29 protein-coding genes are annotated in these 26,042 nt (G+C 46.1%); 28 read left to right on the top strand and 1 reads right to left on the bottom strand.

What is annotated here, in order from left to right; genetic code table 11:
- Positions 1-16: 16 nt before the first annotated feature.
- The 26 genes from CSV80_RS07595 (at position 17) to CSV80_RS07720 (ending at position 23,648) form a co-directional block, all read left to right on the top strand.
- Positions 17-562 (top strand): TIGR01440 family protein, encoded by a 546-nt coding sequence (locus CSV80_RS07595; RefSeq protein ID WP_199083944.1) that lies wholly within the window; start codon positions 17-19, stop codon positions 560-562.
- 55 nt (positions 563-617) lie between these two features.
- Positions 618-1,871 (top strand): serine hydroxymethyltransferase, encoded by a 1,254-nt coding sequence (gene glyA / locus CSV80_RS07600; protein WP_029053452.1) that lies wholly within the window; start codon positions 618-620, stop codon positions 1,869-1,871.
- Positions 1,872-2,397: 526 nt separating this feature from the next.
- Positions 2,398-3,027: a uracil phosphoribosyltransferase gene (gene upp, locus CSV80_RS07605; protein ID WP_029053451.1), complete on the top strand. Its 630-nt coding sequence runs from the start codon at positions 2,398-2,400 to the stop codon at positions 3,025-3,027.
- 15 nt (positions 3,028-3,042) lie between these two features.
- Positions 3,043-4,161, top strand: coding sequence for a non-hydrolyzing UDP-N-acetylglucosamine 2-epimerase (gene wecB, locus CSV80_RS07610; protein ID WP_099670329.1), 1,119 nt, complete (start codon positions 3,043-3,045; stop codon positions 4,159-4,161).
- Between the two features lie 640 nt (positions 4,162-4,801).
- Entirely contained in the window at positions 4,802-5,170 is a 369-nt protein-coding gene (locus CSV80_RS07615) for an ATP synthase subunit I (protein ID WP_099631255.1), read from the top strand.
- 32 nt (positions 5,171-5,202) lie between these two features.
- Positions 5,203-5,913 (top strand): F0F1 ATP synthase subunit A, encoded by a 711-nt coding sequence (atpB, locus tag CSV80_RS07620; RefSeq protein WP_099670330.1) that lies wholly within the window; start codon positions 5,203-5,205, stop codon positions 5,911-5,913.
- A 61-nt stretch (positions 5,914-5,974) separates the two neighbouring features.
- Complete coding sequence (gene atpE, locus CSV80_RS07625; protein ID WP_029053447.1) at positions 5,975-6,187, top strand: F0F1 ATP synthase subunit C; 213 nt, start codon at positions 5,975-5,977, stop codon at positions 6,185-6,187.
- 148 nt (positions 6,188-6,335) lie between these two features.
- Positions 6,336-6,887, top strand: coding sequence for a F0F1 ATP synthase subunit B (gene atpF / locus CSV80_RS07630; protein WP_029053446.1), 552 nt, complete (start codon positions 6,336-6,338; stop codon positions 6,885-6,887).
- A complete protein-coding gene (locus tag CSV80_RS07635) occupies positions 6,884-7,420 on the top strand; it encodes a F0F1 ATP synthase subunit delta (RefSeq protein ID WP_029053445.1) in 537 nt (178 codons plus the stop codon). The genes atpF and CSV80_RS07635 overlap by 4 nt, the downstream gene beginning before the upstream one ends.
- Positions 7,421-7,444: 24 nt before the next feature.
- On the top strand, positions 7,445-8,956 hold the full coding sequence (atpA, locus tag CSV80_RS07640) for a F0F1 ATP synthase subunit alpha (RefSeq protein ID WP_099670331.1): 1,512 nt from the start codon (positions 7,445-7,447) through the stop codon (positions 8,954-8,956).
- 43 nt (positions 8,957-8,999) lie between these two features.
- Positions 9,000-9,857, top strand: a complete 858-nt coding sequence (gene atpG, locus CSV80_RS07645) for an ATP synthase F1 subunit gamma (protein ID WP_029053443.1) — start codon at positions 9,000-9,002, stop codon at positions 9,855-9,857.
- A gap of 33 nt (positions 9,858-9,890) precedes the next feature.
- Positions 9,891-11,306 carry a F0F1 ATP synthase subunit beta gene (gene atpD / locus CSV80_RS07650; RefSeq protein WP_029053442.1) on the top strand — a complete coding sequence of 472 codons (1,416 nt, stop codon included), beginning with the start codon at positions 9,891-9,893 and terminating at the stop codon, positions 11,304-11,306.
- 24 nt (positions 11,307-11,330) lie between these two features.
- Positions 11,331-11,735 (top strand): F0F1 ATP synthase subunit epsilon, encoded by a 405-nt coding sequence (locus CSV80_RS07655; protein ID WP_029053441.1) that lies wholly within the window; start codon positions 11,331-11,333, stop codon positions 11,733-11,735.
- Between the two features lie 77 nt (positions 11,736-11,812).
- Positions 11,813-12,046: a DUF1146 family protein gene (locus CSV80_RS07660; RefSeq protein WP_029053440.1), complete on the top strand. Its 234-nt coding sequence runs from the start codon at positions 11,813-11,815 to the stop codon at positions 12,044-12,046.
- Between the two features lie 580 nt (positions 12,047-12,626).
- Positions 12,627-13,922 carry a UDP-N-acetylglucosamine 1-carboxyvinyltransferase gene (murA, locus tag CSV80_RS07665; protein ID WP_099670332.1) on the top strand — a complete coding sequence of 432 codons (1,296 nt, stop codon included), beginning with the start codon at positions 12,627-12,629 and terminating at the stop codon, positions 13,920-13,922.
- A 206-nt stretch (positions 13,923-14,128) separates the two neighbouring features.
- The gene (spoIID, locus tag CSV80_RS07670) at positions 14,129-14,956 is read left to right on the top strand and encodes a stage II sporulation protein D (RefSeq protein WP_233201543.1); all 828 of its coding nucleotides are present in this window, start codon (positions 14,129-14,131) and stop codon (positions 14,954-14,956) included.
- A 30-nt stretch (positions 14,957-14,986) separates the two neighbouring features.
- Complete coding sequence (locus CSV80_RS07675) at positions 14,987-15,643, top strand: M23 family metallopeptidase (protein ID WP_199083945.1); 657 nt, start codon at positions 14,987-14,989, stop codon at positions 15,641-15,643.
- Between the two features lie 109 nt (positions 15,644-15,752).
- A complete protein-coding gene (locus CSV80_RS07680) occupies positions 15,753-16,025 on the top strand; it encodes a sporulation transcriptional regulator SpoIIID (protein ID WP_029053436.1) in 273 nt (90 codons plus the stop codon).
- A 1,122-nt stretch (positions 16,026-17,147) separates the two neighbouring features.
- Positions 17,148-18,641, top strand: coding sequence for a glycerol kinase GlpK (gene glpK / locus CSV80_RS07685; protein WP_099670334.1), 1,494 nt, complete (start codon positions 17,148-17,150; stop codon positions 18,639-18,641).
- Between the two features lie 142 nt (positions 18,642-18,783).
- Positions 18,784-19,785 (top strand): rod shape-determining protein, encoded by a 1,002-nt coding sequence (mreB, locus tag CSV80_RS07690; protein ID WP_099670335.1) that lies wholly within the window; start codon positions 18,784-18,786, stop codon positions 19,783-19,785.
- A 74-nt stretch (positions 19,786-19,859) separates the two neighbouring features.
- Positions 19,860-20,684, top strand: coding sequence for a flagellar hook-basal body protein (locus CSV80_RS07695; protein WP_099670336.1), 825 nt, complete (start codon positions 19,860-19,862; stop codon positions 20,682-20,684).
- Between the two features lie 40 nt (positions 20,685-20,724).
- Positions 20,725-21,558: a flagellar hook-basal body protein gene (locus CSV80_RS07700; RefSeq protein WP_099670337.1), complete on the top strand. Its 834-nt coding sequence runs from the start codon at positions 20,725-20,727 to the stop codon at positions 21,556-21,558.
- Between the two features lie 23 nt (positions 21,559-21,581).
- Positions 21,582-22,178, top strand: a complete 597-nt coding sequence (locus tag CSV80_RS17785; protein WP_233201544.1) for a DNA-directed RNA polymerase subunit beta — start codon at positions 21,582-21,584, stop codon at positions 22,176-22,178.
- A gap of 53 nt (positions 22,179-22,231) precedes the next feature.
- Positions 22,232-22,669, top strand: a complete 438-nt coding sequence (gene fabZ / locus CSV80_RS07710; RefSeq protein WP_099670338.1) for a 3-hydroxyacyl-ACP dehydratase FabZ — start codon at positions 22,232-22,234, stop codon at positions 22,667-22,669.
- An 82-nt stretch (positions 22,670-22,751) separates the two neighbouring features.
- A complete protein-coding gene (locus tag CSV80_RS07715) occupies positions 22,752-23,147 on the top strand; it encodes a hypothetical protein (protein ID WP_233201545.1) in 396 nt (131 codons plus the stop codon).
- A 90-nt stretch (positions 23,148-23,237) separates the two neighbouring features.
- A complete protein-coding gene (locus CSV80_RS07720; RefSeq protein WP_099670340.1) occupies positions 23,238-23,648 on the top strand; it encodes a hypothetical protein in 411 nt (136 codons plus the stop codon).
- A 758-nt stretch (positions 23,649-24,406) separates the two neighbouring features.
- On the opposite strand, the gene CSV80_RS07730 is transcribed toward CSV80_RS07720, so the two are convergent.
- Positions 24,407-24,859, bottom strand: coding sequence for a YwpF family protein (locus CSV80_RS07730; protein WP_099670355.1), 453 nt, complete (start codon positions 24,857-24,859; stop codon positions 24,407-24,409).
- Positions 24,860-25,103: 244 nt separating this feature from the next.
- Between CSV80_RS07730 and CSV80_RS07735 the strand changes: the two genes are divergently transcribed.
- Complete coding sequence (locus CSV80_RS07735) at positions 25,104-25,517, top strand: single-stranded DNA-binding protein (RefSeq protein ID WP_099670342.1); 414 nt, start codon at positions 25,104-25,106, stop codon at positions 25,515-25,517.
- A 334-nt stretch (positions 25,518-25,851) separates the two neighbouring features.
- Entirely contained in the window at positions 25,852-26,007 is a 156-nt protein-coding gene (locus CSV80_RS17495; RefSeq protein ID WP_155979569.1) for a hypothetical protein, read from the top strand.
- Positions 26,008-26,042: the final 35 nt, after the last annotated feature.

Genomic DNA, 26,042 nt, shown 5'->3' on the forward strand with positions numbered 1-26,042 from the left:
GAAGCAGGTGGAACAAGTGGATGCCATTCAATTATGGAAACTGCAGCTAGAACAAGCATTGACCGAATTTGCCGAACAAGCACCACCTGCCGAAGAGACGATTTTCGTCGTCGGCTGTTCTACTTCTGAAGTAGCTGGTGCCCGTATCGGTACAAACGGTGCACTTGAAATAGGAGAAGCACTATTCGCACCGCTTCAAGCGTTTGCGGATCAATACCATGTACATTTAGCTTTCCAAGGCTGCGAGCACATCAACCGTGCGATCACATTGGAACGCAAGACGGCACAGCAATTTCATTTGGAACCTGTATCCGTCGTACCGGTTTTTGAGGCGGGTGGATCAATGTCTACCTATGCGTACAAGCAATTCAATGATCCCGTCGTAGTGGAATCGGTGCAGGCACATGCGGGTATCGACATCGGACAAACTTTAATTGGCATGCAAATGAAGCCGGTAGTAGTACCGATCCGTACATCCATTAATAAAATCGGTGAAGCTGTAATCACACTTGCGACAACTCGTCCAAAATTAATTGGCGGAAGTCGTGCGAAATACGAATAAACCGTGTACAATACAAGAAAATATAAAACTATCAGAAAAAAGGGGATACAATCCAATGGACTTAAGCAATGTACAACGCGAAGATGCAGCAGTATATGAAGCAATCATGGCGGAAAAGAACCGTCAAAACTCGAACATCGAATTAATCGCATCTGAAAACTTCGTAACAGAAGCAGTAATGGAAGCACAAGGATCTTACTTGACGAATAAATATGCTGAAGGATATCCAGGCAAGCGTTACTATGGTGGATGTGAGCATGTAGACGTAGTCGAAAACATCGCACGCGATCGCGTAAAAGAAATCTTCGGCGCAGCATATGCAAACGTACAGCCACACTCTGGTGCACAAGCAAACATGGCTGTTTATTTCACAGCACTTGAGCCAGGCGACACAGTTCTTGGGATGAACCTTTCTCACGGCGGTCACTTAACACACGGTTCACCAGTTAACTTCTCCGGAAAGCTTTATAATTTCGTAGATTACGGTGTGACAAAAGAAGAAGAAGTCATCGACTATGAAGACGTTCGCCAAAAAGCGCTTGAGCACAAGCCGAAAATGATCGTTGCGGGTGCAAGTGCATATCCACGTGCGATCGACTTCGCGAAATTCCGTGAAATTGCGGATGAAGTCGGCGCATACTTGATGGTAGATATGGCACACATCGCAGGTCTAGTCGCAGTAGGCGAGCATCAAAACCCAGTTCCACACGCACACTTCGTGACATCCACAACACATAAAACATTGCGTGGACCACGTGGCGGTATCATTCTATTGAATGAAGAAACAGCTGAAGAATTCGGCAAGAAAATCGACAAAACGGTATTCCCAGGCGTTCAAGGTGGTCCTTTGATGCACGTAATCGCTGCAAAAGCGGTAGCGTTCAAAGAAGTATTGGATCCTTCATTTAAAGAATATGCGCAACAAGTGAAGAAAAACGCTGTAGCGTTGGCTGAAAAACTACAATCAGAAGGTATCGACGTTGTATCTGGCGGCACAGACAACCACATCGTACTTGTGAAGCTGAAATCACTTGAACTAACAGGTAAAGTAGCAGAGCACGTACTGGACGAAATTGGTATCACAGTCAATAAAAACACAGTACCATTCGACACAGAAGGACCATTCATCACGTCTGGTATCCGCATCGGTACACCGGCTGTTACAACTCGTGGTTTCGTAGAAAAAGACATGGTAGAAGTGGGACGTATCATCGCAACATTATTGAAAAACCACGAAGACCCAACAGCAAAAGAAGAAGCACGCAAAGCCGTTACAGCTCTAACAGATCAGCATCCTCTATATAAGTAAGAAAACTAGCGCCTGACCTTGTGTCGGGCGTTTTTTTATGTGTGAGTGGGCGGGGGTGGTGAGGAGCGGTTATGTTGGTTCATTGAGCGCGGCGGGTCGGCATTGAGCGGGTAACCGGGATGATTGAGCGCACGCGGAACGGTGATAGAGCGGATAACTCGGACGATTGAGCGCTTGAGGCTCCTGATAGAGCGTTCGTGGAGTTATATAGAGCGGTTAAGCTAGCACATAGAGCACTCGGGGACGTACATAGAGCGAGATGGCGCGTGCGATAGAGTGTTTTAGACAACACACTAAGCTCTCGCGGATCAGCTTAGAGCATGACAGCGCGGGCAATAGAGCGGTCCAACGTAAAGATAGAGCAGATAACCCCGCCCATAGAGCGCTCCTCAAAGAAGTATGAGTATTCACAGAAGTTAATGTCTTTCACGCAATTTTTTCATTATGACAAATCACACATGTTCACTGCGCCTCACGCACGATTTCTGTTATAATGTACAAGATATTCCGAAAAGGAGCGATACCAATGGGAAAAGTACATGTATTTGATCATCCATTAATTCAGCACAAACTGACGTTTATACGAAAGGTCGATACAGGAACGAAAGAATTTCGCGAGCTTGTGAACGAATTAGCTACACTTATGGCGTTCGAAATCACACGTGATCTTCCAACGCAAGAAATTACGATCCAGACACCAGTCTGCGAAGCAAAATCACATATTTTGGCAGGGAAAAAATTAGGGATTGTTCCAATCTTACGTGCGGGAATTGGCATGGTAGATGGGATTATCGATTTAATTCCAGCTGCGAAAGTGGGACATGTGGGATTATTCCGCGACCCAGAAACATTAAAGCCCGTTGAATACTTTGTGAAGTTACCTTCTGATGTGGCTGAGCGCGAATTCATCGTAGTGGATCCGATGCTTGCGACAGGTGGAACAGCAGTCGAAGCTATCAATTCCATGAAGAAGCGTGGCGCAGTTAATATCAAATTTATGTGCCTAGTCGCTGCTCCTGAAGGCGTCGAAGTTCTGACGGAAGCACATCCGGACGTGGACGTGTATATCGCGGCGCTAGACGAAAAGTTGGATGAACACGGCTATATCGTCCCTGGACTAGGTGACGCGGGTGACCGTTTATTCGGCACGAAATAATGGAGGGATCATTCATTGACTAAGAAATGGAAAGTGATGACGATTTTCGGCACGAGACCGGAAGCTATTAAAATGGCGCCTCTCGTTCTCGAGCTAGAAAAGCATCCAGATGAAATCGAGTCAATCGTCACGGTCACTGCCCAGCATCGTCAAATGCTTGACCAGGTGCTGGAAACGTTTAACATCACACCAGACTATGATTTGAATATCATGAAAGACCGCCAGACGCTGATCGATGTGGCAACACGCGGCCTTGAAGGTTTGGACAAAATAATGAAAGAAGCGCAACCGGATATTGTGCTCGTCCACGGTGATACATCGACGACGTTCATCGGTAGTCTAGCTGCGTTCTATAATCAAATTTCAGTTGGACACGTTGAGGCAGGGCTGCGTACATGGAATAAATATTCGCCGTACCCTGAAGAAATGAATCGCCAACTGACTGGCGTTATTGCCGACCTTCATTTCTCACCAACTGAAAGATCAGCGCAAAATCTGATTGATGAAGGCAAAAACAAAGATCGCATCTACGTCACAGGCAACACGGCAATCGACGCACTGCAAACGACGGTAGATCCGGAATATCATCATCCGATATTTGATACGCTTGGTGACGACCGTTTAGTTCTATTGACTGCACACCGACGTGAAAACCTCGGCGAACCAATGCGCAATATGTTCCGTGCAATTAATCGCTTGCTCGACAAACACGATGATATCCAAGTGATCTATCCGGTACACATGAATCCGGCTGTACGCGAAGTGGCGGATGAATTACTAGGCGACAACGACCGCATTCATCTGATCGAGCCGCTCGAAGTACTGGATTTCCATAACTTCGCAGCGCGTTCGCACATCATCCTCACAGACTCGGGCGGTATCCAAGAAGAAGCGCCATCCCTTGGAAAACCTGTCATCGTTCTGCGGGATACAACCGAACGCCCGGAAGGTATCGATGCAGGAACATTGCGCTTAGCGGGAACAGAAGAAGAAAACATCTTCCAACTATCCGACGCGCTCCTATCCGACAATGCCGAGTACGAAAAAATGTCCAAAGCCCACAACCCTTACGGCGACGGCCACGCATCGGCACGAATAGTAGAGTCCCTACTCAAATATTTACATTCACTATAAGAACCAAAACAGCAGAGAACTTACATCTGCTGTTTTTTCTGTTTGCAAATAAAGTTGTTAAGAGAAGAAAGGGGAGGGGGGGGGCGGGATTGAAGCTCCAGCTGGGAAAGCGTCCCCTCCGAAGCGCCAATCCCCACCCCAACAGCCCGTCAGCCTTCATAGTATTAAACCAACGAAGCCCAGAACATTTCAATCTGAAAACACCAACAGTATCCCATCCAAATTAAACGATAAAACCACCAGTTAAATCCAGAAAACAAATATGTCGAATGTTTGACAAAGAGAACACATTGTGAATTTAATCACTTGAATCAATTGACATAAAAAACCCTCTATTGTATGCTAACAAAGGGTAAGATTGATAAGGAACTCATACATAAATTGAGTACAGAAATCATGTTTCGTAGGTTTCAAGTCTTCACTCGGAAGCGCTAATCCCTAACTCTTTGTCGACGTCGCACATAGCAACGTCACCTGGTGGACGGAACAGGCGATTCACTTACAATTTCCAGATTCCTTTGCAAGGAATCTATGTCGTTGAAAAAGATCAAAACGACAAAGACTCAACACTCGACATAAGTCGGGAATTACTGAACACTTCAGACGCTGTAATCCAAAATACGAATTGGGAGAATCGACAATGCAAAGTATGCAGGAAATTTTCAAACAGCAGAAGAAGAGTTTCTTTTTTTTGCTTGCATTGTTCGTGCTCGGTTGGTTCTTCTTGGACTACCGGACAATCTTCGCTGGGCTCATCTTAGGTTCACTTTTCGGTATGTATAACTTTTGGATTCTCGTTCGACGGATGGAACGGTTTGATCGGTCCATCGATGAAGGAAAGCGAGCGAAGTCATTAGGTATGGGCTTACGTTTTGCATCAGGTGTAGGGGCTACGGCCATTGCACTCGTTATGCCGGAGGAGTTTGATCTGATCAGCACGGTAATCGGGTTAATGATACCCTATGCATTGCTGTTTACTGGTCATCTGCTGTTCCATTGGAAGCAATGACACTTTACTAGCAAGGGGAGGTGAACAAAAACGTGAATCATGAAAATCCACAGTTTATTTTATTCGGAATCGGGTTTAACCCATCGAATATACTGATGTTATTTGTAACGTGTCTGATCGTCTTCCTGATTGCAGTTGCATCTACGCGGCGGCTTCAAATGAAACCTACGGGTATGCAAAACTTCATGGAGTGGGTCATGGACTTTGTTAAAGGCATCATCAAAAATAACATGGACTGGAAAACGGGAGGCCGCTTCCACGTACTAGGCATCACTTTAATCATGTTTGTCTTCGTTGCAAATATGATTGGACTTCCATTCGCAATCGTCTGGGATCACCAACTTTGGTGGAAATCACCGACTGCCGATCCAGTTGTCACGTTAACCCTCGCTGCTACAGTTGTTGCGTTAACGCATTACTATGGTGTGAAACAGCTCGGAATGGGCAAGTATTTGAAAACATACTTCCAGCCAATTCCATTCCTAGCACCACTGAAGATCATTGAGGAATTCGCAAACACGTTGACACTCGGTCTTCGTCTTTACGGTAACATTTTCGCAGGTGAAATCTTGATTGGTTTACTTGCAACATTGGGTGCTTCAAGCATCTTCGGTCTTGCCGGAGCTGTTATACCAGCACTTGCATGGCTCGGTTTCTCGGTATTCATCGGGGCGATCCAAGCATTTATCTTCGTTATGTTAACGATGGTCTATATGGCTCACAAAGTCAGCACAGATCACTAAACATATATTTACCCTGTAATCAGGGAACAAAACTACAAAGAATATTAGGAGGAAATACAAAATGGGTTTATTAGCAGCAGCTATTGCAGTTGGTCTAGGTGCACTTGGTGCAGGTATCGGTAACGGTTTAATCGTTTCTAAGACAGTTGAAGGGATCGCACGTCAACCAGAAGCACGTGGCGTTCTACAAACAACAATGTTCATTGGTGTTGCATTGGTTGAGGCACTTCCAATCATCGCAACTGTTATTGCGTTTATCGTAATGAACAAATAATATTTGCGTTATATGGCGAAGCATGCAGTATAGGTCTTCGCCATTGCTTTATGTCAATATATAAACAATCTACAGAGTCTGAATGAATAAAGTGTTCCAATTAGAGTAAGAAACAAAAGAGTCATGAGCTCTTGAAGGGAGTGAAACAATCGTGTTGGATACCTTCGTCCTCTTATCAGCAAACGCTGACGCAGGATTTTTAGCTAGTTTAAACCAACGTCTAAATTTAGGCGACATTATCGTCACTGTAGTATTTTTCACGATTCTCATGGTACTTCTAAAGAAGTTTGCATGGGGTCCGTTAATGGGCGTGATGGATCAACGAGCGAAATTAATCGCTACGGAGATCGAACAAGCCGAAGCAAGTCGTCAAGAATCTGCAAAGCTTCTTGAAGAGCAACGTGCTCTATTAAAAGAAGCACGCGAAAGCGCACAATCTATCGTAGAGAATGCGAAGAAACAAGGTGATACTCAACGTGAAGAGCTGATTATGGCTGCACGCGCTGAAGCTAACCGTATGAAAGAATCTGCAACTCTCGAAATCGCTACTGAAAAAGAGAAAGCAGTTGCAGCAGTTCGCGAAGAATTCGTATCTCTTTCTATCTTGGCTGCGTCTAAGGTTCTTGGGAAAGAAATTTCTGAGGAAGATAACCGCGCATTGATCGAAGAAACGATTGTGAAGGCAGGCGAAGGGCGATGAGCCAATCGGTAATCGCAAAACGTTATGCCGTTGCATTGTTTGAAGCAGCACAGGAAAAGCAACAAACGCTTTCCGTGCAAACAGATCTAAAAGAAATGAAAAAAGTATTCGCTGGAGACAAGCAGTTTGGTGAACTATTAATTTCGCCAAAGTTCTCTACAGAGAAGAAGAAAGAATTGATTGGGCAATTTTTCAACGGAGCAAACCAACTTGTATTGAACACACTATATGTGTTGCTCGATGCAGGCCGTATTGAAGAAATAGGCAATCTAATCGAAGACTTCCAGGAACTCGCTAACGAGGCTTCTGGAGTTGCCGAAGCGAAAGTCTACTCAACACGTTTGCTTTCTGAAGAAGAAAGTACAGCTATCTCTACTGCCTTTGCGCACAAAGTAGGGAAACAATCATTGCATATCGAAAACATTATTGATCCAAGCTTGATCGGTGGCATTCGCCTCCAGATCGGCAACCAAATTTACGACAGTAGTGTCAGTGCAAAGCTGGCACGTCTGGAACGTCAATTAATCAATTAATTTGAATTAAGAGGGGTGACATACATGGGCATCAAAGCTGAGGAAATTAGCGGTCTGATCAAACAACAGATCGAAAATTATCAGTCTGAAATGGAAGTAAGTGAAACAGGTACTGTAATCCGTGTAGGTGACGGTATCGCACTTGCTCATGGCCTCGACAATGTCATGGCGGGGGAACTTCTTGAGTTCTCTACCGGCGTAATGGGTCTGGCACAAAACTTGGAAGCGAACAACGTAGGTATCGTTATCCTTGGGCCATACACAGACATTAAAGAAGGCGATGAAGTTCGTCGTACAGGCCGTATTATGGAAGTACCAGTCGGAGAAGAATTGATCGGACGTGTAGTCAATTCACTTGGACAACCAGTTGATGGACTAGGTCCAATCAACACAACAAAAACTCGTCCTATCGAAAGCCCTGCACAAGGGGTTATGGCGCGTAAATCAGTTCACGAACCATTGCAAACAGGAATCAAAGCGATTGACGCTCTTGTTCCGATCGGCCGTGGACAACGTGAATTAATCATCGGTGACCGTCAAACAGGTAAAACGACTGTTGCAATTGACGCAATCCTAAACCAAGCTGACCAAGACATGATCTGTATCTATGTTGCGATCGGTCAAAAAGAATCTACTGTTCGTGGAGTAGTTGAAACTCTACGTAAAAACGGTGCACTCGATTACACAATCGTAGTAACTGCTTCTGCATCAAGCCCGTCGCCAATGCTATTCTTGGCACCATACACAGGTATTACGATGGCAGAAGAATTCATGTTTGACGGCAAGCACGTGCTAATCGTTTATGATGATTTATCTAAACAAGCAGCAGCCTACCGTGAACTGTCCTTGCTACTTCGTCGTCCTCCGGGTCGTGAAGCATATCCAGGGGATGTCTTCTACCTACACAGCCGCCTACTTGAGCGTGCTGCAAAGTTGAATGACGAACTAGGAGCAGGATCTATTACAGCATTGCCGTTCGTTGAGACACAAGCTGGAGATATCTCTGCTTATATCCCAACAAACGTAATTTCTATTACAGACGGACAAATCTTCTTGCAGTCTGACCTATTCTTCTCAGGTGTACGTCCAGCGATCAACGCCGGTCTTTCCGTATCCCGTGTTGGTGGATCAGCGCAAATTAAAGCAATGAAGAAAGTTGCCGGTACACTTCGTTTGGACTTGGCAGCATTCCGTGAACTAGAAGCATTCTCACAATTCGGTTCGGATCTGGACCCTTCTACAAGAGCGAAACTGGACCGCGGTCACCGCACAGTTGAAATCTTGAAGCAGGACTTGAACAAGCCGTTGAAAGTTGAATACCAAGTAATCAGTCTATATGCACTGACACGCGGTTACCTCGACGATATTCCAGTAAGAGACGTATTGCGTTTTGAAAGTGAAATCACTAGCTGGTTAGAATCTAACCATACGGAAGTGTATGATCACATCCGTACAACAAAAGATCTTCCAGCTGATGACGTAATGAGCGCAGCGTTCAACGAATTCAAGAAAAACTTTGTGACTTCTGAAGCTTAATTTTTCCTTGAACTGATCTTAAAATAAAGGTGGTGAATAGCCAGTGGCGTCCTTACGCGAGATAGAAAGCCGTATTGCTTCAACAAAAAAGACGAGTCAAATCACGAGAGCGATGCAAATGGTATCTGCTTCCAAACTGAACCGTGCTGAAATGAATGCGAAGAAATTCGTACCATACATGGATAAAGTAGAAGAAGTGGTTGGTGCCATTGCAGCCGTAACGAAAGATTCCGGACATCCTCTATTAACTGCACGTCCCGTAAAGAAGTCTGCGTACATCGTAGTCACTTCAGACCGTGGACTAGTTGGTGGATATAACGCGCACATTTTCCGTGCAGTTACCCGTGCAATCGAACAACGCCATAAATCGAAAGATGAAGTGGTCATTATCGCGATCGGTCGTAAAGGCTATGAATTCTTCGACCGTCTGGGTTACCAGATTGAAGAAAGCCTAATCGGACTTTCGGATCACCCTCGTTTTGAAGAAGTAAAAGATATCGCGAATCGGGCTGTTGGCATGTTCACAGAAGGCGTATATGATGAAGTGTTCTTATATTACAACCACTTCATCTCCGCCATCTCCAACGAAGCAACTGAACGTAAATTGCTTCCACTCACAGATATTTCATCTGTATCAGCTTCATCATCTTATGAGTTCGAGCCTTCAGCAGAAGCGATTCTCGAAACACTTCTCCCACAATACACGGAGAGCCTCATTTATGGAGCGGTACTCGATGGAAAAGCGAGCGAACATGCTTCCAGTATGACAGCGATGAAGACGGCGACAGACAATGCGTCTGACCTAATTGATTCGTTAACATTACAATTTAACCGCGCTCGTCAAGCAGCGATCACTCAGGAAATCACTGAAATCGTAGCCGGCGTAGCAGCACTCGAATAATAGATTTGAAACAGTAAGACAGGAGGGAAAAGCATGAGTAATGGACATATTCTTCAAGTTATGGGTCCAGTTGTCGACGTAAAGTTTGAAAACGGACAACTTCCAGCGATCTATAACGCATTGAAGGTTAATATCGATCGTTCCAACGGAGTGGTTGAAGTATTGACTTTAGAAGTAGCACTTCACCTTGGTGATGATGCAGTTCGTACGATTGCGATGTCCTCGACAGATGGTCTGAAACGCGGTACGTCAGTTATTAATACAGGCGCACCAATTTCTGTTCCAGTCGGCGACGTTACACTCGGACGTGTATTTAACGTACTAGGTGAGGAAATTGACCTGCGTGAGCCAGTTCCTGCTGATTCACAACGTGACCCAATTCACCGTTCTGCACCAACATTCGAATTCCTTTCTACAGAGGTAGAAATTCTTGAAACTGGAATTAAAGTAGTTGACTTGCTTGCACCATACATCAAGGGTGGTAAAATCGGACTCTTCGGTGGTGCTGGAGTTGGTAAAACAGTTCTAATTCAGGAATTAATCAACAACATCGCACAAGAACACGGAGGTATTTCCGTATTTGCTGGTGTTGGAGAGCGTACTCGTGAAGGAAACGACTTGTACTTTGAAATGACAGATTCAGGCGTTATCAAGAAAACGGCAATGGTATTCGGTCAGATGAACGAGCCACCAGGCGCACGTATGCGTGTAGCACTTTCTGGCTTGACTATGGCTGAGTATTTCCGTGATGAGCAAGGACAAGACGTTCTATTGTTCATCGATAACATTTTCCGCTTTACACAAGCAGGTTCTGAAGTTTCTGCACTACTTGGACGTATGCCTTCTGCGGTTGGTTACCAGCCGACATTGGCTACAGAAATGGGTCAGTTACAAGAGCGAATCACTTCTACAAATAAAGGATCAGTTACATCGATCCAAGCAATCTACGTACCAGCGGATGACTATACGGATCCAGCTCCGGCAACAACTTTCGCTCACTTAGATGCAACAACGAACTTGGAGCGTAAACTTTCAGAGATGGGTATCTACCCAGCTGTTGACCCACTAGCTTCTTCTTCACGTGCATTGAGTGCAGAAATCGTTGGACCGGAACACTACCGTGTAGCTCGTGAAGTACAAACCACTCTTCAACGATACCGTGAATTGCAAGATATCATCGCAATCCTAGGTATGGACGAGTTGGATGAAGATGACAAGCAGGTTGTTGACCGCGCTCGTCGTATCCAGTTCTTCTTGTCGCAAAACTTCCACGTTGCTGAGCAGTTTACAGGACAAAAAGGTTCTTACGTTCCAGTTCCTGAAACAATCAAAGGCTTTGCTGAAATTCTTGAAGGTAAGTACGATCACTTGCCAGAAGATGCATTCCGTTTAGTTGGACGTATCGAAGAAGTTATCGCAAAAGCAAAAGCTATGGGTGTAGAAGTCTAAGAAAAGGGACCAGGAGGGAAAAAAATGAGTAAAATCAAAGTGAATATCGTCACTCCCGACGGCCCTGTTGTTGAAATGGATGCGAACATGGTGATTGCAGTTACCGAAGCTGGTGAGATCGGGGTTCTACCCGGTCACATCGCGATGGTCGCGCCGCTTCAAATTGGTGCACTTCGCCTAAAGACAGATGGCAAAACAGAAACAGTCGCAGTCCACGGAGGCTTCATCGAGGTCCGTCCTGAAGTTGTCACTGTATTGGCACAGAGTGCGGAACTGGCTGAGTCCATTGATATCGCACGTGCAAAGAAAGCTGCTGAAAAAGCTGAACAAGATCTTCAGAAAAAAACTGATGACCTTTCCAAAAACTTAGCAGAGCTTGATTTAAAACGTGCAATTAACCGCATGCAAGTGTATGAACAACGAATTTAATCTATAATTGAAATGGGCGGACAGACAACCTCTGTCTGCCCATTTTCTCTATATTTAAGAAAAAAGGAGTGGAAACTATGGACAGCATGTTAGGAAGCAATCCACTACTCGCAATCGTATCGCACATCTTCTTCATCGGCATCAGCTTCTACGCACTACAAGCGATCTTGCCAGAGAACATCATACGAAAAAACCGCGTATTCCAAACACAACTTTTGTTTATTTTGCTAAGTATTGCTATCGGATCCACCGTATCAAAATTCTTTTTAGACATATCCTATTGGTCAGGAAGATGGGCAACTTGGTTTTGATTTCCTTCAGCTGAAGCTCTACCAGTACGACCAGTGGAAATCAGAACTCTAGCTGAAAGAAATTAAAACAAGATGGTCATGATGTGGTGAGGTTTTGTCACTTGAACTTGTAAAAGTTTAAGGAATTCACTGATTGTCAACAACATATAGTTAAGGTCGTAACGGAAGAAGGGGACGACTCGAGAAAGCGTCCAACGGCTGAAGTGGAAATCAGAAACACGTGGTAATGTAGACTTTCCATGTAGCAACTTTGTAATATTCCTGTAATGAAAATATCTCTTATTGCGTGTAAAATGTAGTATTACCGGGTAATAACGGTAATGTGGCTATAAATGAACGGTCAAATGCAATCACTTTGTGTCAGATCATCACATATACTACACCACGCAAGAAATAACGCAAAACTGCGCCGGAAGGTACTTGTTTAGCAAAGTTTTACAAGGTACAATAGTATATGTTTTATATTTTAAATTTGAATTTGACTTTAACAAATGATCCGCAACACCAATGAAAATGTTTATAGACGATTATTGATAATAGGCTGTGGGTGAAGGATAAATTGGACTCGGAGGGGCTACTGGTGGAAAAAATTATTATTAACGGCGGACGGACTTTACAAGGGAACGTACGTGTAGAAGGTGCGAAGAACGCGGTATTACCGATCTTGGCTGCTGCTTTATTAGCATCTGAAGGAGTGAATGTCATACGTGACGTTCCAAATCTCTCAGATGTACGGACGATTAATGAAGTGCTTAAAAGTTTAAACGCAAAAATCACGCATGATCCAGAAAAAGGGGAAGTCATCGTAGATTCACGTGGAAGACTAGCTGATGAAGCACAATTTGAATTTGTACGTAAAATGCGCGCATCCATTTTAGTAATGGGACCGTTACTAGCGCGTAACGGATTCGCGCGTATCGCATTGCCAGGCGGTTGTGCAATTGGCTCAAGACCTATTGACCAACATTTGAAAGGCTTCGAGGCAATGGGAGCAGAGATTTCATTTGGACATGGTCATGTCGAAGCGAAAGTAGACGGCCGATTAAAAGGCGCGAAAATCTACTTGGATTTCCCGAGTGTAGGCGCAACAGAAAATATTATGACGGCTGCTGCTCTCGCTGAAGGTACAACCATCATCGAGAACGCTGCCAAAGAACCTGAAATCGTCGACTTGGCGAATTTCATCAATGAAATGGGCGGTAAAGTAGTAGGTGCAGGTACGGATAATATTCGTATCGAAGGTGTAAAGACAATGTATGCATCGATTCACCATATTATTCCGGATCGTATCGAAGCCGGAACATTCATGGTAGCTGCAGCCATCACGGGTGGAGACGTTACAATCGACAATGCAGTACCTGAACACTCTGCAGCACTAATTTCCAAATTGACGGAAATGGGAGTAGAAATCACTCCGTTGGATGAAGGGATTCGCGTTACAGCGCAGCACCCACTAAAGGCAGTCGATTTGAAGACCATGCCGCATCCAGGTTTCCCAACAGATATGCAATCACAAATGATGGCATTGATGTTAACAGCTACCGGTATCGGAGTGTTAACGGAAACCGTATTTGAAAATCGTTTTATGCACGTTGAAGAATTCCGCCGTATGAACGCGGATGTGAAGATCGAAGGACGTTCTGTTATTGTTTCAGGACCTTCAAAAATCCAAGGTGCGGAAGTCGCAGCCACAGACTTGCGTGCCGCTGCATCACTCATCCTAGCCGGACTCGTAGCAGAAGGTGTTACACGTGTGACTGAATTGATTCACTTAGATCGCGGTTATGTGGACTTCGATAAAAAGCTCAAAGCTCTAGGCGCAGACATAACACGTGTTTCAACTGAACAAGAAGTTACAGAATCTCAATTAGCATAATGATCGAAACCATGGACGGTTCGCTGTTCATGGTTTTTTCATTTATTACAATGAATACGCAATCTCCACATAACATATAGTCTAGTATGTACAAAAAACTACTCCTTTTATTCATCATTCTCACATTATTTTTTATTCCTATCCTTGTAAGACAAGCGCCAGAATTCAAACTGGTAGACCAACGAGAGGAGAAGTACTGCGATGCGATGATCACGGTCGTAGGTGTGGACGAGCCGATTCCGTTAGAAGAGTATGTCGTCGGAGTGGTAGCGGGTGAGATGCCTGCTGATTTTCATCCCGAAGCATTGAAAGCTCAAGTAATTGCTGCCCGCACATATGCCGCAAGAAACACAGACAAAGGAATTAAGCCGATTGCGAAAGACGTTTCTGCTCAAGTGTACCGCACAGAATCCGAACGTAAAGAGCGTTGGGGCAAGTCGTTCAAAGACAATGAAAAGAAAGTACGCAAAGCAGCGGAAGAGACGAAAGGCCAAATTATTGTGTACGGGGAAGAAATCATATCGGCCATGTTTTTCTCTACATCTAATGGCAAAACAGAAGCTGCGCAAAACTTTAGCGGCAATCCGGTCGAGTATTTACAGAGCGTTGAAAGTCCAGGAGAAGAAGATGTTGCACCTACTGTGGAGCGCAAGCAAGAACTAACATTGACTGAATGGAATCGTAAACTCGGTTTCAACTGGGATGCCAATCAATTTCGTGAACTGAAGCTCGTCCGCAATCAAACCGGACGTGTCCAGAAAATTATGTCCGGACAATATGAAACGAGTGGGCGACAAATTCGTGAAAAACTTCATTTGGCCTCTACCGATTTCAATATTGCGTATGATGTCAACAATCAAATCGTCCATATTACGACCGTTGGCTATGGCCATGGAGTCGGGATGAGCCAATACGGTGCGGAGGCTTTCGCTCAAAAAGGATGGACCGCAGATCAAATTGTGTCACACTATTATACAGGCACAAAAATCCAAGAAATAAATTTACCTGAAGATCGATGTTTAAAATCCTCTTAACTTGCAAAGAATGCAAGTGAGGTGATGAACATGCGAGAAGAAAAACCAAAGGCCCCTTCTCAGGAGAACAAGAAAACGAAGAACGGCTGGTTCTGGCCTGCCATTTATACGAGCGTAGCGCTTTTATTCATCGGCATGGTATGGGGATACACCGCATTGACGACGGAAGATTCTGTCCCGTCTGAAGTGGCAAAAGTAGAACAGCCAAAAGAAACTGGCACGGTAGAAACAAACGCAACAAAAGAAACACTGAAGTATCCATTCGATGAAGCAAAAGTAGATCAAGTTGCCATCTTACAAGAATTTTATGATGCAGAAGCAGACGAAGCAGTGCGTGAGAAAGCACTACTCGTATTCAACCAGACATACGTCACCAGCAAAGGACTATCTCTATCGATGGATGGAGAACCATTCGAAGCTGTTGCGGCAATGAGTGGAACAGTCGAAGAGGTCATCGTGGATTCATTCAAAGGCACGGAAATTAGAGTGAAACACGCTGATGGTAAGACAACAGTCTACGGTTCATTGACAGGCGTAGTCGTGAAAGAAGGCGACACGGTCCAACAAGGACAAGTGCTAGCCACAACGACTCAGAATGAATGGAACCCCGAAGCAGGCGTCCACTTGCAATTCGAAATCCAGCAAGATGGAGTGTCCGTAAACCCACACGATTTCCTAGCATTTTAATACGTAGCACCCAAGCCATTCCAGCCCCCGGAATGGCTTTTTTCATATGTTGACACTTGTTCGCATACACTACATTAGTCAAAGGAGTGAATAGAGAAAGGAAGAGGGCGTGCACGAGCAAATTAGAAAACGCTGCGTACGACTGGGCAAGCTACTGATCGAGACCAACTTGACAGTGCGCGCGCTAGCCACTGCGACCGGCTACTCCAAAAGCACGGTCCACAAAGACTTAACCGAGAGATTACCAAATGTAGACCCATGCTTGTCAAGGAAAGTCGCAGAAATACTGGCCTATCACAAATCCATCCGCCACCTCCGCGGAGGAGAAGCCACCCGCCAAAAATGGAAAAATGAAACCGAAGCACAAAAAGCAGATGCCTAGCCACACTGAAAATGAAGCAGTAAGGTACTGTACCCATACAAGCAGCCTGAACATGTGAAAAGCTATCCAGAGGAATGTATCTGGATAGCTTTTGTTTGATTGAGTGTGATGGGGGTTGGGAGATGGGTTGATGGGTTGGGCTGGACTGGAGTGGACCGGACCGGACCGCTCAATGTTGGGTGATATCCGCTCTATGTGGGTCCGCGAGCGCTCTATGTGTTAGGTCAATCGCTCAATCGCTCGCGCCATCATGCCCTAAGCGTGTCCGCGAGTGCTAAGTGTGTTGTTTAAACCGCTCAATCGCTCGCGCCATCCGCTCAATGCCCATCCGCAACCGCTCAATGCCCATCCGCAACCGCTCAATGTGCTAGCTTAACCGCTCTATGTCCCACGCTATCCGCTCAATACAACTCCGCGAGCGCTCTATGTGTCAGTTCAAGCGCTCAATCGCTCGCGCTACCATGCCCTAAGCGTGTCCGCGAGTGCTTAGTATGTTGTCTAAAGCGCTCTATCGTCCGCGCCATCCGCTCAATGCCTGTCCGTGAGCGCTCAATGCCCATCCGCAACCGCTCAATGTGTTGGCTTAACCGCTCTATGTCCCACGCTATCCGTTCTATACAACTCCGCGAGCGCTCTATGTGTCAGCTTAAGCGCACTATCGCCCGCGCCATCCGCTCAATGTCTGTCCGCAACCGCTCAATACAACTCCGCGAGCGCTCTATGTGTCAGCTCAACCGCTCAAACGCTCGCGCTATCATGCCCTAAGCGTGTCCGCGAGTGCTTAGTGTGTTGTCTAAAGCGCTCTATAGCTCGCGCAATCTCGCTCAATGTGCTGGCTTAACCGCTCTATGTCCTACGCTATCCGCTCAAAGTTTTGGCTTAACCGCTCAATCGCCCGCGCCATCCGCTCAATCGCCCGCGCCATCCGCTCAATGCCCATCCGCAACCGCTCAATATGCTAACTTAACCGCTCAATGCCCCACGCTATCCGCTCAATACAACCCCGCAACCGCTCAATGTGTCAGCTCATCCGCTCAATCGCCCGAACAACCCCTCAACCCCTCAACAAACCCCAAAACATGTATAATAGACACCAATCATCACCAACAGGAGGAATGAATCATGACGAAAAAGTATATCCTAGCGCTCGATCAAGGTACCACGAGCTCACGTGCGATCCTATTTGATAAAAAAGGCGAAATCTTCCACACAGCGCAACAGGAATTTACGCAGTACTTTCCGAAGCCTGGCTGGGTGGAGCATAATGCGGATGAAATTTGGAGCTCGGTTCTTTCCGTTATCGCTACTGTCATTTCTGAAAAAAATATAGCCGCCACGCAAATTGAAGCGATCGGCATCACCAATCAACGCGAAACGACGGTCGTCTGGGATAAGCATACGGGCAACCCGGTTTACCATGCGATCGTTTGGCAATCCCGCCAGACAGCTGACATTTGTGAAGAATTAAAAGCCGCTGGACATAATGATGTATTCCGTAATAAAACGGGCTTACTAATCGATTCATATTTCTCAGGAACGAAAGTGAAATGGATTTTGGACAACGTAGAAGGCGCACGTGAAAAAGCCGACAACGGTGATTTGCTATTTGGCACGATCGATACGTGGATTATTTGGAAACTGTCAGGCGGTGAAGCGCATGTTACGGACTACTCCAATGCATCGCGCACGCTCATGTACAATATTCACGACCTGCAGTGGGATGAAGAGTTGCTCCATATATTAGATGTTCCAAAAACGATGTTGCCGACCGTCTGCCAGTCCTCCGAAATTTACACACACACCGACACCAAGCACTTTTTCGGCCACAATGCACCGATCGCGGGTATCGCAGGTGACCAGCAGGCGGCTTTATTCGGCCAGGCTTGCTTCGAAAGCGGTATGGTGAAAAACACGTACGGCACCGGTTGCTTCATGCTGATGAATACTGGGGAGAAAGCAGTGACGTCTGAAAACGGTCTATTGACGACCATCGCGTGGGGAATCGATGGGAAAGTGGAATACGCACTCGAAGGCAGTATTTTCGTCGCGGGTTCTGCCATTCAATGGTTGCGTGACGGACTGCGTATGTTCCGTAAAGCGTCTGAAAGTGAAAGTTATGCTAAGCGAGTCAAATCGACTGATGGTGTCTACGTTGTACCGGCATTCGTCGGGCTCGGCACACCGTACTGGGACAGCGATGTCAAAGGCGCGGTATTTGGCTTGACGCGGGGTACGACGAAAGAACATTTCGTGCGTGCTACCATTGAATCACTCGCTTACCAGACGAAAGACGTTCTCGACGCAATGGAAGCGGACTCCGGGATTTCATTGAAAACGTTACGGGTTGATGGGGGAGTGGTGGACAATAACTTCCTCATGCAATTCCAGGCAGACTTACTCAACGTGCCAGTCGAGCGTTCGACGATCAATGAAACGACAGCTCTCGGCGCGGCGTATCTTGCGGGTCTGGCGGTAGGGTTTTGGAAGGATCGCAATGAAATCGCGGAGTATTGGCGTCTCGACCGACCTTTTGAGCCCAATATGGAAGAAACTGTACGCGAAGATCTCTACAAAGGGTGGCAAAAAGCCATTCACGCAACGATTGCTTTTAAATAATTCACTAGCCGCCGCTAACTTGCTGGCGGCTTTTAGTTTTGCTGACTACTATCGAAAAATGCCAAATAAAGTAGAAATATGATATAATGAACAGCTAAGAGTGTAATCAGACAGTACATATGAGGAAGGAGTCGAGGTCACGATGTTTTCGAAAGATATTGGAATAGACTTGGGTACCGCCAATGTATTGATACATGTGAAAGACAACGGTCTCGTCATCAATGAGCCGGCTGTCATTGCGATCGATAAGCGTACGGACGAACCTGTGGCTTTTGGTGAAGAGGCGTATCAAATGATGGGTCGAGCACCAGAACATATCCAGATCGTACATCCAATGAAAGCTGGGAACATCGCGGAGTTCGAAATGACCCGTGTGTTGATCAGACACTTCCTCGAAAAAGCGCTAGGAAAAAGCCTGCGTATCAAACCTCATATTACGGTATGCTGTAAAGCGGATACGACGCGAGTGGAAAAAAACGTGATCCGACAAGTACTGATGGGTGCGGGAGCCAAACAAGTCGTTATGGAGGAAGAATCGAAAGTGGCGGCGATTGGTGCGGGTATTGATATATCCAAGCCTTCAGGCAATATGATAGTCGATCTGGGTGCAGGTACGACAGATGCATCCGTGCTTTCGATGGGGGAAATCGTATCGTTTAAGAAAACGAATATCGGCGGCCTTCATTTCGATCAATGTATCATTCAACATATACGTAAAAAACATAATGTCTATATAGGTGAAAAAACAGCGGAACAAGTGAAAAAAGGCATTGGTCTAGTGCTGATGAGTGGAGAAAAACCGAACGCAATGAAAGTGCACGGTAGTGACCTTGCGACGGGCATTCCGAAAACGATTGAAGTGACAGCGGAAGAGATTCATCAGGCATTGCAACTACCGATTGGTAAAATTGTAGAGACGACAAGAGATGCACTGGAAGACACACCGCCCGAGCTCGCTGCGGATATTGCACAGCACGGCATCATTTTAATCGGTGGCGGCGCATGGCTACCGGGCATTGATACCTTATTAAACGAACATCTCAACGTTCCGGTTTTCATTGCAGAAAATCCACTCACTTGTATTGCAGAAGGCACCGGATCGCTCATGGATTCGATCGGTAAAACGTGGACACGCATAATTTGACCTGCCATGCAAGCTACAAGTAGTGTATACTAAAAACAACGAATATTCGACATGATGCAAAGGAGTGAAATGAAATGTTTCGTGGTTTTTACACAGTAGGATCAGGCATGATTGCACAGCAACGCCGTACGGAAATGCTATCAAATAATATCGCGAATGCCAACACGCCAGGCTATAAGGCGGAGCAGTCGACGATTCGTGCATTTCCTAACATGTTGATGTCCCGCTTGGATTCAATGCGTGTACCGACGGAAAAGGGCTTGAACTTTAGAAATCTTTCCGAAGTCGGCGAACTATCGACAGGCGTTTATATGCAGGAAACCTTGCCTTTATTCGCACAGGGACAGTTGCGTGAAACAGAACAGAAGACCGATATCGCGTTACTTGATGGACCGATGGAAGTCAATGAAGATACAGGCGTTGCAGGAACTGTGTTTTTTACGCTAGAAGGTGAGAATGGCGGTCAGTTCTACACACGAAACGGTAATTTCGCTGTCAACGCAGAAGGGTACCTGACCAATCCATCCGGCTTATACGTCCTTGACGATGCAGGCAATCGGATCGAACTGACAAGTGATGATATTCGCGTGACGGATTCAGGAGCAATCTTCGCAGGGGAAACGGAAGTCGCGACGCTAGGTATTGCCTACTCTGACGCACCGGATACATTGTCTAAGCAAGATAACGGACTCTTCACGACGATCGACGGCAATGCGTTACCTACAGGGGGCACATACTCGATGCAACAAGGCTATCTCGAAGATTCCAACGTCGATGCCGCGCGCTCGATGACGGATATGCTGACAGCTTACCGTGCATTTGAAGCCAACCAAAAAATCCTGCAAGCTTATGATCGCAGTATGGAAAAAGCGGTCAATGAAGTAGGACGGGTCAATTAATGACTACATATAGAAGCATGCGAAAAGGAAGTGACCTTTGATGATCCGCACGATGACTACAGCGACCAACACGATGAACCAGTTGCAGCAACGTCTCGACTTGATCGGCAACAACTTATCGAACGTCGGTACTCATGGATATAAATCCTCGGCAGCTACATTCCAAGAACTATTATTCCAGCAAATTCAAAATGACAAAGCAGATCAAGCCGATCGCAGTTCAGATTTTGGCATCCGTATGGGGACTGGTGCGCATCTCGGCAGCTTGCAGATGAACTGGAAAGTGGGCTCTGTACAAATAACGGACCGCCAGCTAGACTTTGCGCTAACGGAACCGAAACAACATTTTAATTTGATCCAGCCAACGGACGGCGGAGAGGAAATCATTTATTCACGTAAAGGGAATTTCTACTTGTCGCCAACTGCAAATGGCAACAATGCGCTAGTCAATGAAGAAGGACTCGCAGTGGCGGATAGCGCAGGCCGTCCAATCGTCTTTTCTGGACAAGCAACCGACTATCAAATTCGTCCGAATGGTGTATTGCAAGTGACGACACCACAAGGCACACAGGAATTTAATCTCGGTGTCACCGTCCTAGAAAAGCCTGATTCAATGGTTCAACTTTCCGCAACCAACTTTGGTTTGCCGACCGACCTAGCAGCAATCGGACTAACAGCAAATGATTTATTGACAGAAATGACAGGTGCTGGACGAAATCAGATTGGATTGCAAAATCAAGCGCTCGAAACTTCCAACGTAGAGTATGAAAAAGAAATGGCGGATTTGATTTCGACGCAACGTGCCTATCAATTCAATGCGCGTTCCGTAACCATGGCGGACCAGATGATGGGCTTAATTAATGGCATTCGCTAACGCGTGCAATAGGAGTACTTACTATGACTGATAAAAATAAAAACTTCAAAAAAATAACAGAACCACTATCACCCGTACAACCATTTAAACCATTGAAGACTTCGGAACCAGCAGAAATGGAAGATCCCATCGAACTGACAGAAACAGATCCGGTCGTACCAACTGAAATGGACGAAGTGGCAGTTACGCTGGCAGAGCCACTCACAGCGGACAAAGAAGTTCTAGAAGACATTGAGTCGACAACGGAGACGGAAGCGCCTGAAACTGCTCCTGACGCTCCAGGTGAGGTAATAGAAGAAACACCACTAGTCGAAACAGAACCTGTCAAAAAACTACCTGCGCCAGAAGAATCCGCCACGACATTCTGGACAAAGATTAAATCGAAATGGCCACGCAGAGAGCGCCCTGAAAAAATCACAAAACCTGTTAGTGAAATGCGTTGGGTACAAGTGCGCATGATACCGATCTGGTTGCGCTTGCTGATTTTCATCGTATTGCTTGTCTTAGCAGCTATAGCAGGTACAATGGTTGGATTCAGTGTAATTGGCGACGGATCAGCAGGCGATGTCTTCAAAAAAGAGACATGGCAGCATATTTTTGATATCATGAACGGTAAATAAGTACAGAAACATCTGATTTCTTCAGATCCTCTGGAATAAAGGAGACATATTTCATGCTAAATGCTCAACAAATACAAGAAATTATCCCGCATCGCTATCCATTCTTGCTCGTCGATCGCATCGAAGAACTCGAAGAAGGCAAGCGTGCAGTCGGGTTGAAAAACGTTTCAATCAATGAAGACTTCTTCAACGGCCACTTCCCGGGCTATCCGGTCATGCCGGGTGTTTTAATCGTAGAAGCACTCGCACAAGTTGGCGCAGTCGCTTTACTCAAAAAAGAAGAAAACAAAGGCAGACTAGCATTTTTCGCAGGCATCGATAACTGTCGCTTCAAGCGCCAAGTCATACCAGGTGACACGCTACGTCTCGAAGTGGAAATTATTCGCTTACGTGGAACAATCGGTAAAGGAAAAGCCATCGCAACCGTTGACGGCGAAGTGGCATGTGAAGCAGATATTACGTTCGCACTCGGCCCTGTCCAAGAACAATAACATCACGATACAGTACTGAATAATTGATATAATAATCATTGGAATGCCATTAAGGGCATACAGTGGGAGGGTACATTACAGCATGTTAAAGAAGCTTTCTCCAAATATAAAGAGCAGCATCACTCGTTCCATTTCTCAATCATTCGAACAATACATGAGTGAAATCGGCTGGTCAGCAGAAGAATATAACATCGAACAGTTTTATGCGAACTGGCGGGAATACATAACGACTAAAGCGCTTTGGTACGACAAGATTCCGGACGACGTCAAGATAGATCCCGAGTTCCACAAAGAATTAGCAGAGCGCGTGGAGGAAGTATTAATCCGTATACTCAATGATCCACCGACCGAAGAACAGATCGCGCAAATTGAAATTTTACAACAACATCTCGACACACAGTATGATTATGGCTGTAAAGCGGAAGCTGTATACGTTCAAAACGTATTAGAAACGACATCAGGCTATCCAAATAATTAATACGAATAGTTCTCTCCTTTTCGCACAAGCTATCGTTGAACATACCAATATGTATGGTTCACAGCTTGTAAAAAAGGAGGGAATTTTTTTATGATCAGAAAAGCTCTACCCGTAGTTTTCGCATCTGCACTCGTTCTGACCGCATGTAACACGAACGACGGCGCACTGCCAAACAACAACGAAACGCCCATGCAAGACGTAGAACGTGACAATACACCGAACGACAACCAGCGTATGGGTCCAAACCTCGACGGTCTTGACGACAACGACGACCGCGGCATCATGGATGGCGACGGCGATGGCGATGGTATCATGAACGGTGACGGGGAAGGCATCATAGAGGACACGCGTGAAGGGATCGAAGAAACACGCGAAGAACTCATCGATGACAACAACGAAAATCGTGGCGCACGTGACGACAACAATATGGACGGCAACATGAACGGTAGCGACTCTGCTCCTGACGGCGTTTTACGCGATGGCGATCGTAAAACACGATGATTCCCACCAATATAAAAACGGCCCTGCATATTGAATGCTTGGGCCGTTTTTGTGTGTGGTTTTTTTAGTGTGTGCGCTCTGTAGGTCCTTGGATCCGCTCAAACTTCATCCGCGAGCGCTCTATGTGGCCTCCCAAGCGCTCTATCGCACGCGCCATCCGCTCAATGTCCTTCCACGAGCGCTCTATGTATCTGCTTATCCGCTCAATGTTAGCGTGTATGCGCTCTATGCGGCGTGTTACCCGCTCAAACTCCCTTCCGCGAGCCGCTCAATCCATCCTCCCAAGCGCTCTATCGCACGCGCTATCCGCTCAATACACTTCCGCGAGTGCTCTATGTGTCTGCTGATCCGCTCAATGTTAGCGTGTATGCGCTCTATGCAGCATGTTACCCGCTCAAACTCCGCGAGCCGCTCAATCCATCCTCCCAAGCGCTCTATCGCACGCGCTATCCGCTCAATACACTCCCACGAGCGCTCTATGTGTCCGCTTATCCGCTCAATGTTAGCGTGTATGTGCTCTATGCAGCGTGTTATCCGCTCAAACTCCGCGAGCCGCTCAATCCATCCTCCCAAGCGCTCTATCTCACTCGCCATCCGCTCAATGCACTTCCACAACCGCTCAATGTACCCGCACAACCGCTCAATACCCAAGCACAACCGCTCTACGTACCCACATATCCGCTCAACCGCCACCCCCAACCGCTCTATCACCTCCCCCAAAACACAAAAAAAAGCCACCCAAAAGGGCAGCCCATCCATCACAACTTCGTCATCTCATCATTCTCCATATCGCGCTTCAACTTCGGGCGATCCCACATAGCCGTTTGGAATTGCTCAAGCAGCGCATCGCCTTCCAATCCTTCATCCATTAACTCTTCCAGCAAATGCTCTGGATACTTCGATCGGACACGCTTCAAACGTCCCTTCATTAACACGGAAATCCGGTCCCCAATCTGCCGCCAGTTTTCCACCGCCACATCAAACGAAGCAGGCTCGTTACCAGGATACGAAATCACAACGCGCACGGTCAGCAACGTCTCCTCAACTTTCCATTTTTCCATAATGTCCTTATGCTGGGCATCAATGAACAGCTCAAGAACCCACAAACGATGACTGTTCTCCTGGTTAATGATAATGCCGTCAAACAGTGGAAATGCAAGCACGCCGCTCTCCTGAATTACTTCCACCGAAATCATCTTAAACGTCTTCAATTCCATCACCTCGGTACAATTTTCCCAAGTATAGCATAAAAATCGTAAAATACTCGAGAATTCAAAAATGCCATATACTCCACCAAGCGGAAATCGCATACTACCGCGAATGTCCCAAAAATGCTTCGAATGAAAAATGAAAAACGACGCCGAAAATCGTATCAAAATTCAATTTTGCCACTTTGCCAACAAGATCCCATGTAGATTACGATAAGGGCAGCACAAAGAAAGGAGGAACCAACTCGTGAACCAAGTGGCTTTAGTAGGGAACATCACCAAAGACCTCGTATTAAAAGAACACTCATCAGGACGTGTCAACACCACGTTCGTCCTCGCTGTCAATCGCAGCTTCAAAAACGCAAACGGGGAAGTAGCAACCGACTTCGTGCTGTGCTCCGTCTGGGGACGATCCGCCGAAAACCTAGTCCGTCACTGTGGCAAGGGATCGCTCGTAGGCGTCAGTGGAAGCATTCAGACCCGGAACTACGAACGCCAAGATCAATCGAAAGTGTATGTCACAGAAGTCATGTGCAGCGACATCCGCTTCCTGTCGAAGTCACCTAAACCTCAACACACAGAAATGAGAACGCATTCATCTACTGAGCCCGAACGTTTTGAAGAAGCGAAATCAACCGAAACCGCATTGCCTATTTTCTAAACAGGTCCAAAACGAAAGGGGAGAAGACCAAGGCAAATCCGCCGTCGCACATCCGTTGCTGATCAATTCCTGAAAAGAGATGGATGACACACAATTGAAGAGAAATGAAAAAAGAGAACATTACACGACACTACAAGCATATTCGCCAACTAGCATGACTCGGCAGAAGCAAGAGCGGGTGGGGACTCGATCCTCTGTGATGCCGGGAGTACATTCAGCATAGGAACTGAATCAATTTTACGCCAACTCATCCGTCGCCCGTTTCTGTCGGAGACCACTTCCGCGGGGCGGGCTGACGGAATACATACCCGCTCATAGAAAGGATGAAGCCCACATGCACAGCCCACCTACAGTCGCGCAGAAACAAGATATTCAACGCCTCGAAGACCAGATTGGCCAGCTGATCCGCATTATCGCCAACCTCAACGAGCGCATCAATTACCTCGAAACAATTAAAACAAACCCTTTCCTCATCCCCGATATAAAATGAATACAAAAAGACCTGCATCCACTTTCGATACAGGT

The organism is Sporosarcina sp. P12(2017) (assembly GCF_002743035.1).
In the GTDB taxonomy this organism is placed as follows: Bacteria; Bacillota; Bacilli; order Bacillales_A; family Planococcaceae; genus Sporosarcina; species Sporosarcina ureae.

Coding starts and splice junctions, on each gene's coding strand:
- glyA (WP_029053452.1), top strand. CDS start 618: ATGGACTTAAGCAATGTACAACGCGAAGATGCAGCAGTATATGAAGCA.
- upp (WP_029053451.1), top strand. CDS start 2,398: ATGGGAAAAGTACATGTATTTGATCATCCATTAATTCAGCACAAACTG.
- CSV80_RS07615 (WP_099631255.1), top strand. CDS start 4,802: ATGCAAAGTATGCAGGAAATTTTCAAACAGCAGAAGAAGAGTTTCTTT.
- atpE (WP_029053447.1), top strand. CDS start 5,975: ATGGGTTTATTAGCAGCAGCTATTGCAGTTGGTCTAGGTGCACTTGGT.
- CSV80_RS07635 (WP_029053445.1), top strand. CDS start 6,884: ATGAGCCAATCGGTAATCGCAAAACGTTATGCCGTTGCATTGTTTGAA.
- atpA (WP_099670331.1), top strand. CDS start 7,445: ATGGGCATCAAAGCTGAGGAAATTAGCGGTCTGATCAAACAACAGATC.
- atpD (WP_029053442.1), top strand. CDS start 9,891: ATGAGTAATGGACATATTCTTCAAGTTATGGGTCCAGTTGTCGACGTA.
- CSV80_RS07655 (WP_029053441.1), top strand. CDS start 11,331: ATGAGTAAAATCAAAGTGAATATCGTCACTCCCGACGGCCCTGTTGTT.
- CSV80_RS07660 (WP_029053440.1), top strand. CDS start 11,813: ATGGACAGCATGTTAGGAAGCAATCCACTACTCGCAATCGTATCGCAC.
- spoIID (WP_233201543.1), top strand. CDS start 14,129: ATGATCACGGTCGTAGGTGTGGACGAGCCGATTCCGTTAGAAGAGTAT.
- CSV80_RS07675 (WP_199083945.1), top strand. CDS start 14,987: ATGCGAGAAGAAAAACCAAAGGCCCCTTCTCAGGAGAACAAGAAAACG.
- glpK (WP_099670334.1), top strand. CDS start 17,148: ATGACGAAAAAGTATATCCTAGCGCTCGATCAAGGTACCACGAGCTCA.
- mreB (WP_099670335.1), top strand. CDS start 18,784: ATGTTTTCGAAAGATATTGGAATAGACTTGGGTACCGCCAATGTATTG.
- CSV80_RS07695 (WP_099670336.1), top strand. CDS start 19,860: ATGTTTCGTGGTTTTTACACAGTAGGATCAGGCATGATTGCACAGCAA.
- CSV80_RS07700 (WP_099670337.1), top strand. CDS start 20,725: ATGATCCGCACGATGACTACAGCGACCAACACGATGAACCAGTTGCAG.
- CSV80_RS17785 (WP_233201544.1), top strand. CDS start 21,582: ATGACTGATAAAAATAAAAACTTCAAAAAAATAACAGAACCACTATCA.
- fabZ (WP_099670338.1), top strand. CDS start 22,232: ATGCTAAATGCTCAACAAATACAAGAAATTATCCCGCATCGCTATCCA.
- CSV80_RS07715 (WP_233201545.1), top strand. CDS start 22,752: ATGTTAAAGAAGCTTTCTCCAAATATAAAGAGCAGCATCACTCGTTCC.
- CSV80_RS07720 (WP_099670340.1), top strand. CDS start 23,238: ATGATCAGAAAAGCTCTACCCGTAGTTTTCGCATCTGCACTCGTTCTG.
- CSV80_RS17495 (WP_155979569.1), top strand. CDS start 25,852: ATGCACAGCCCACCTACAGTCGCGCAGAAACAAGATATTCAACGCCTC.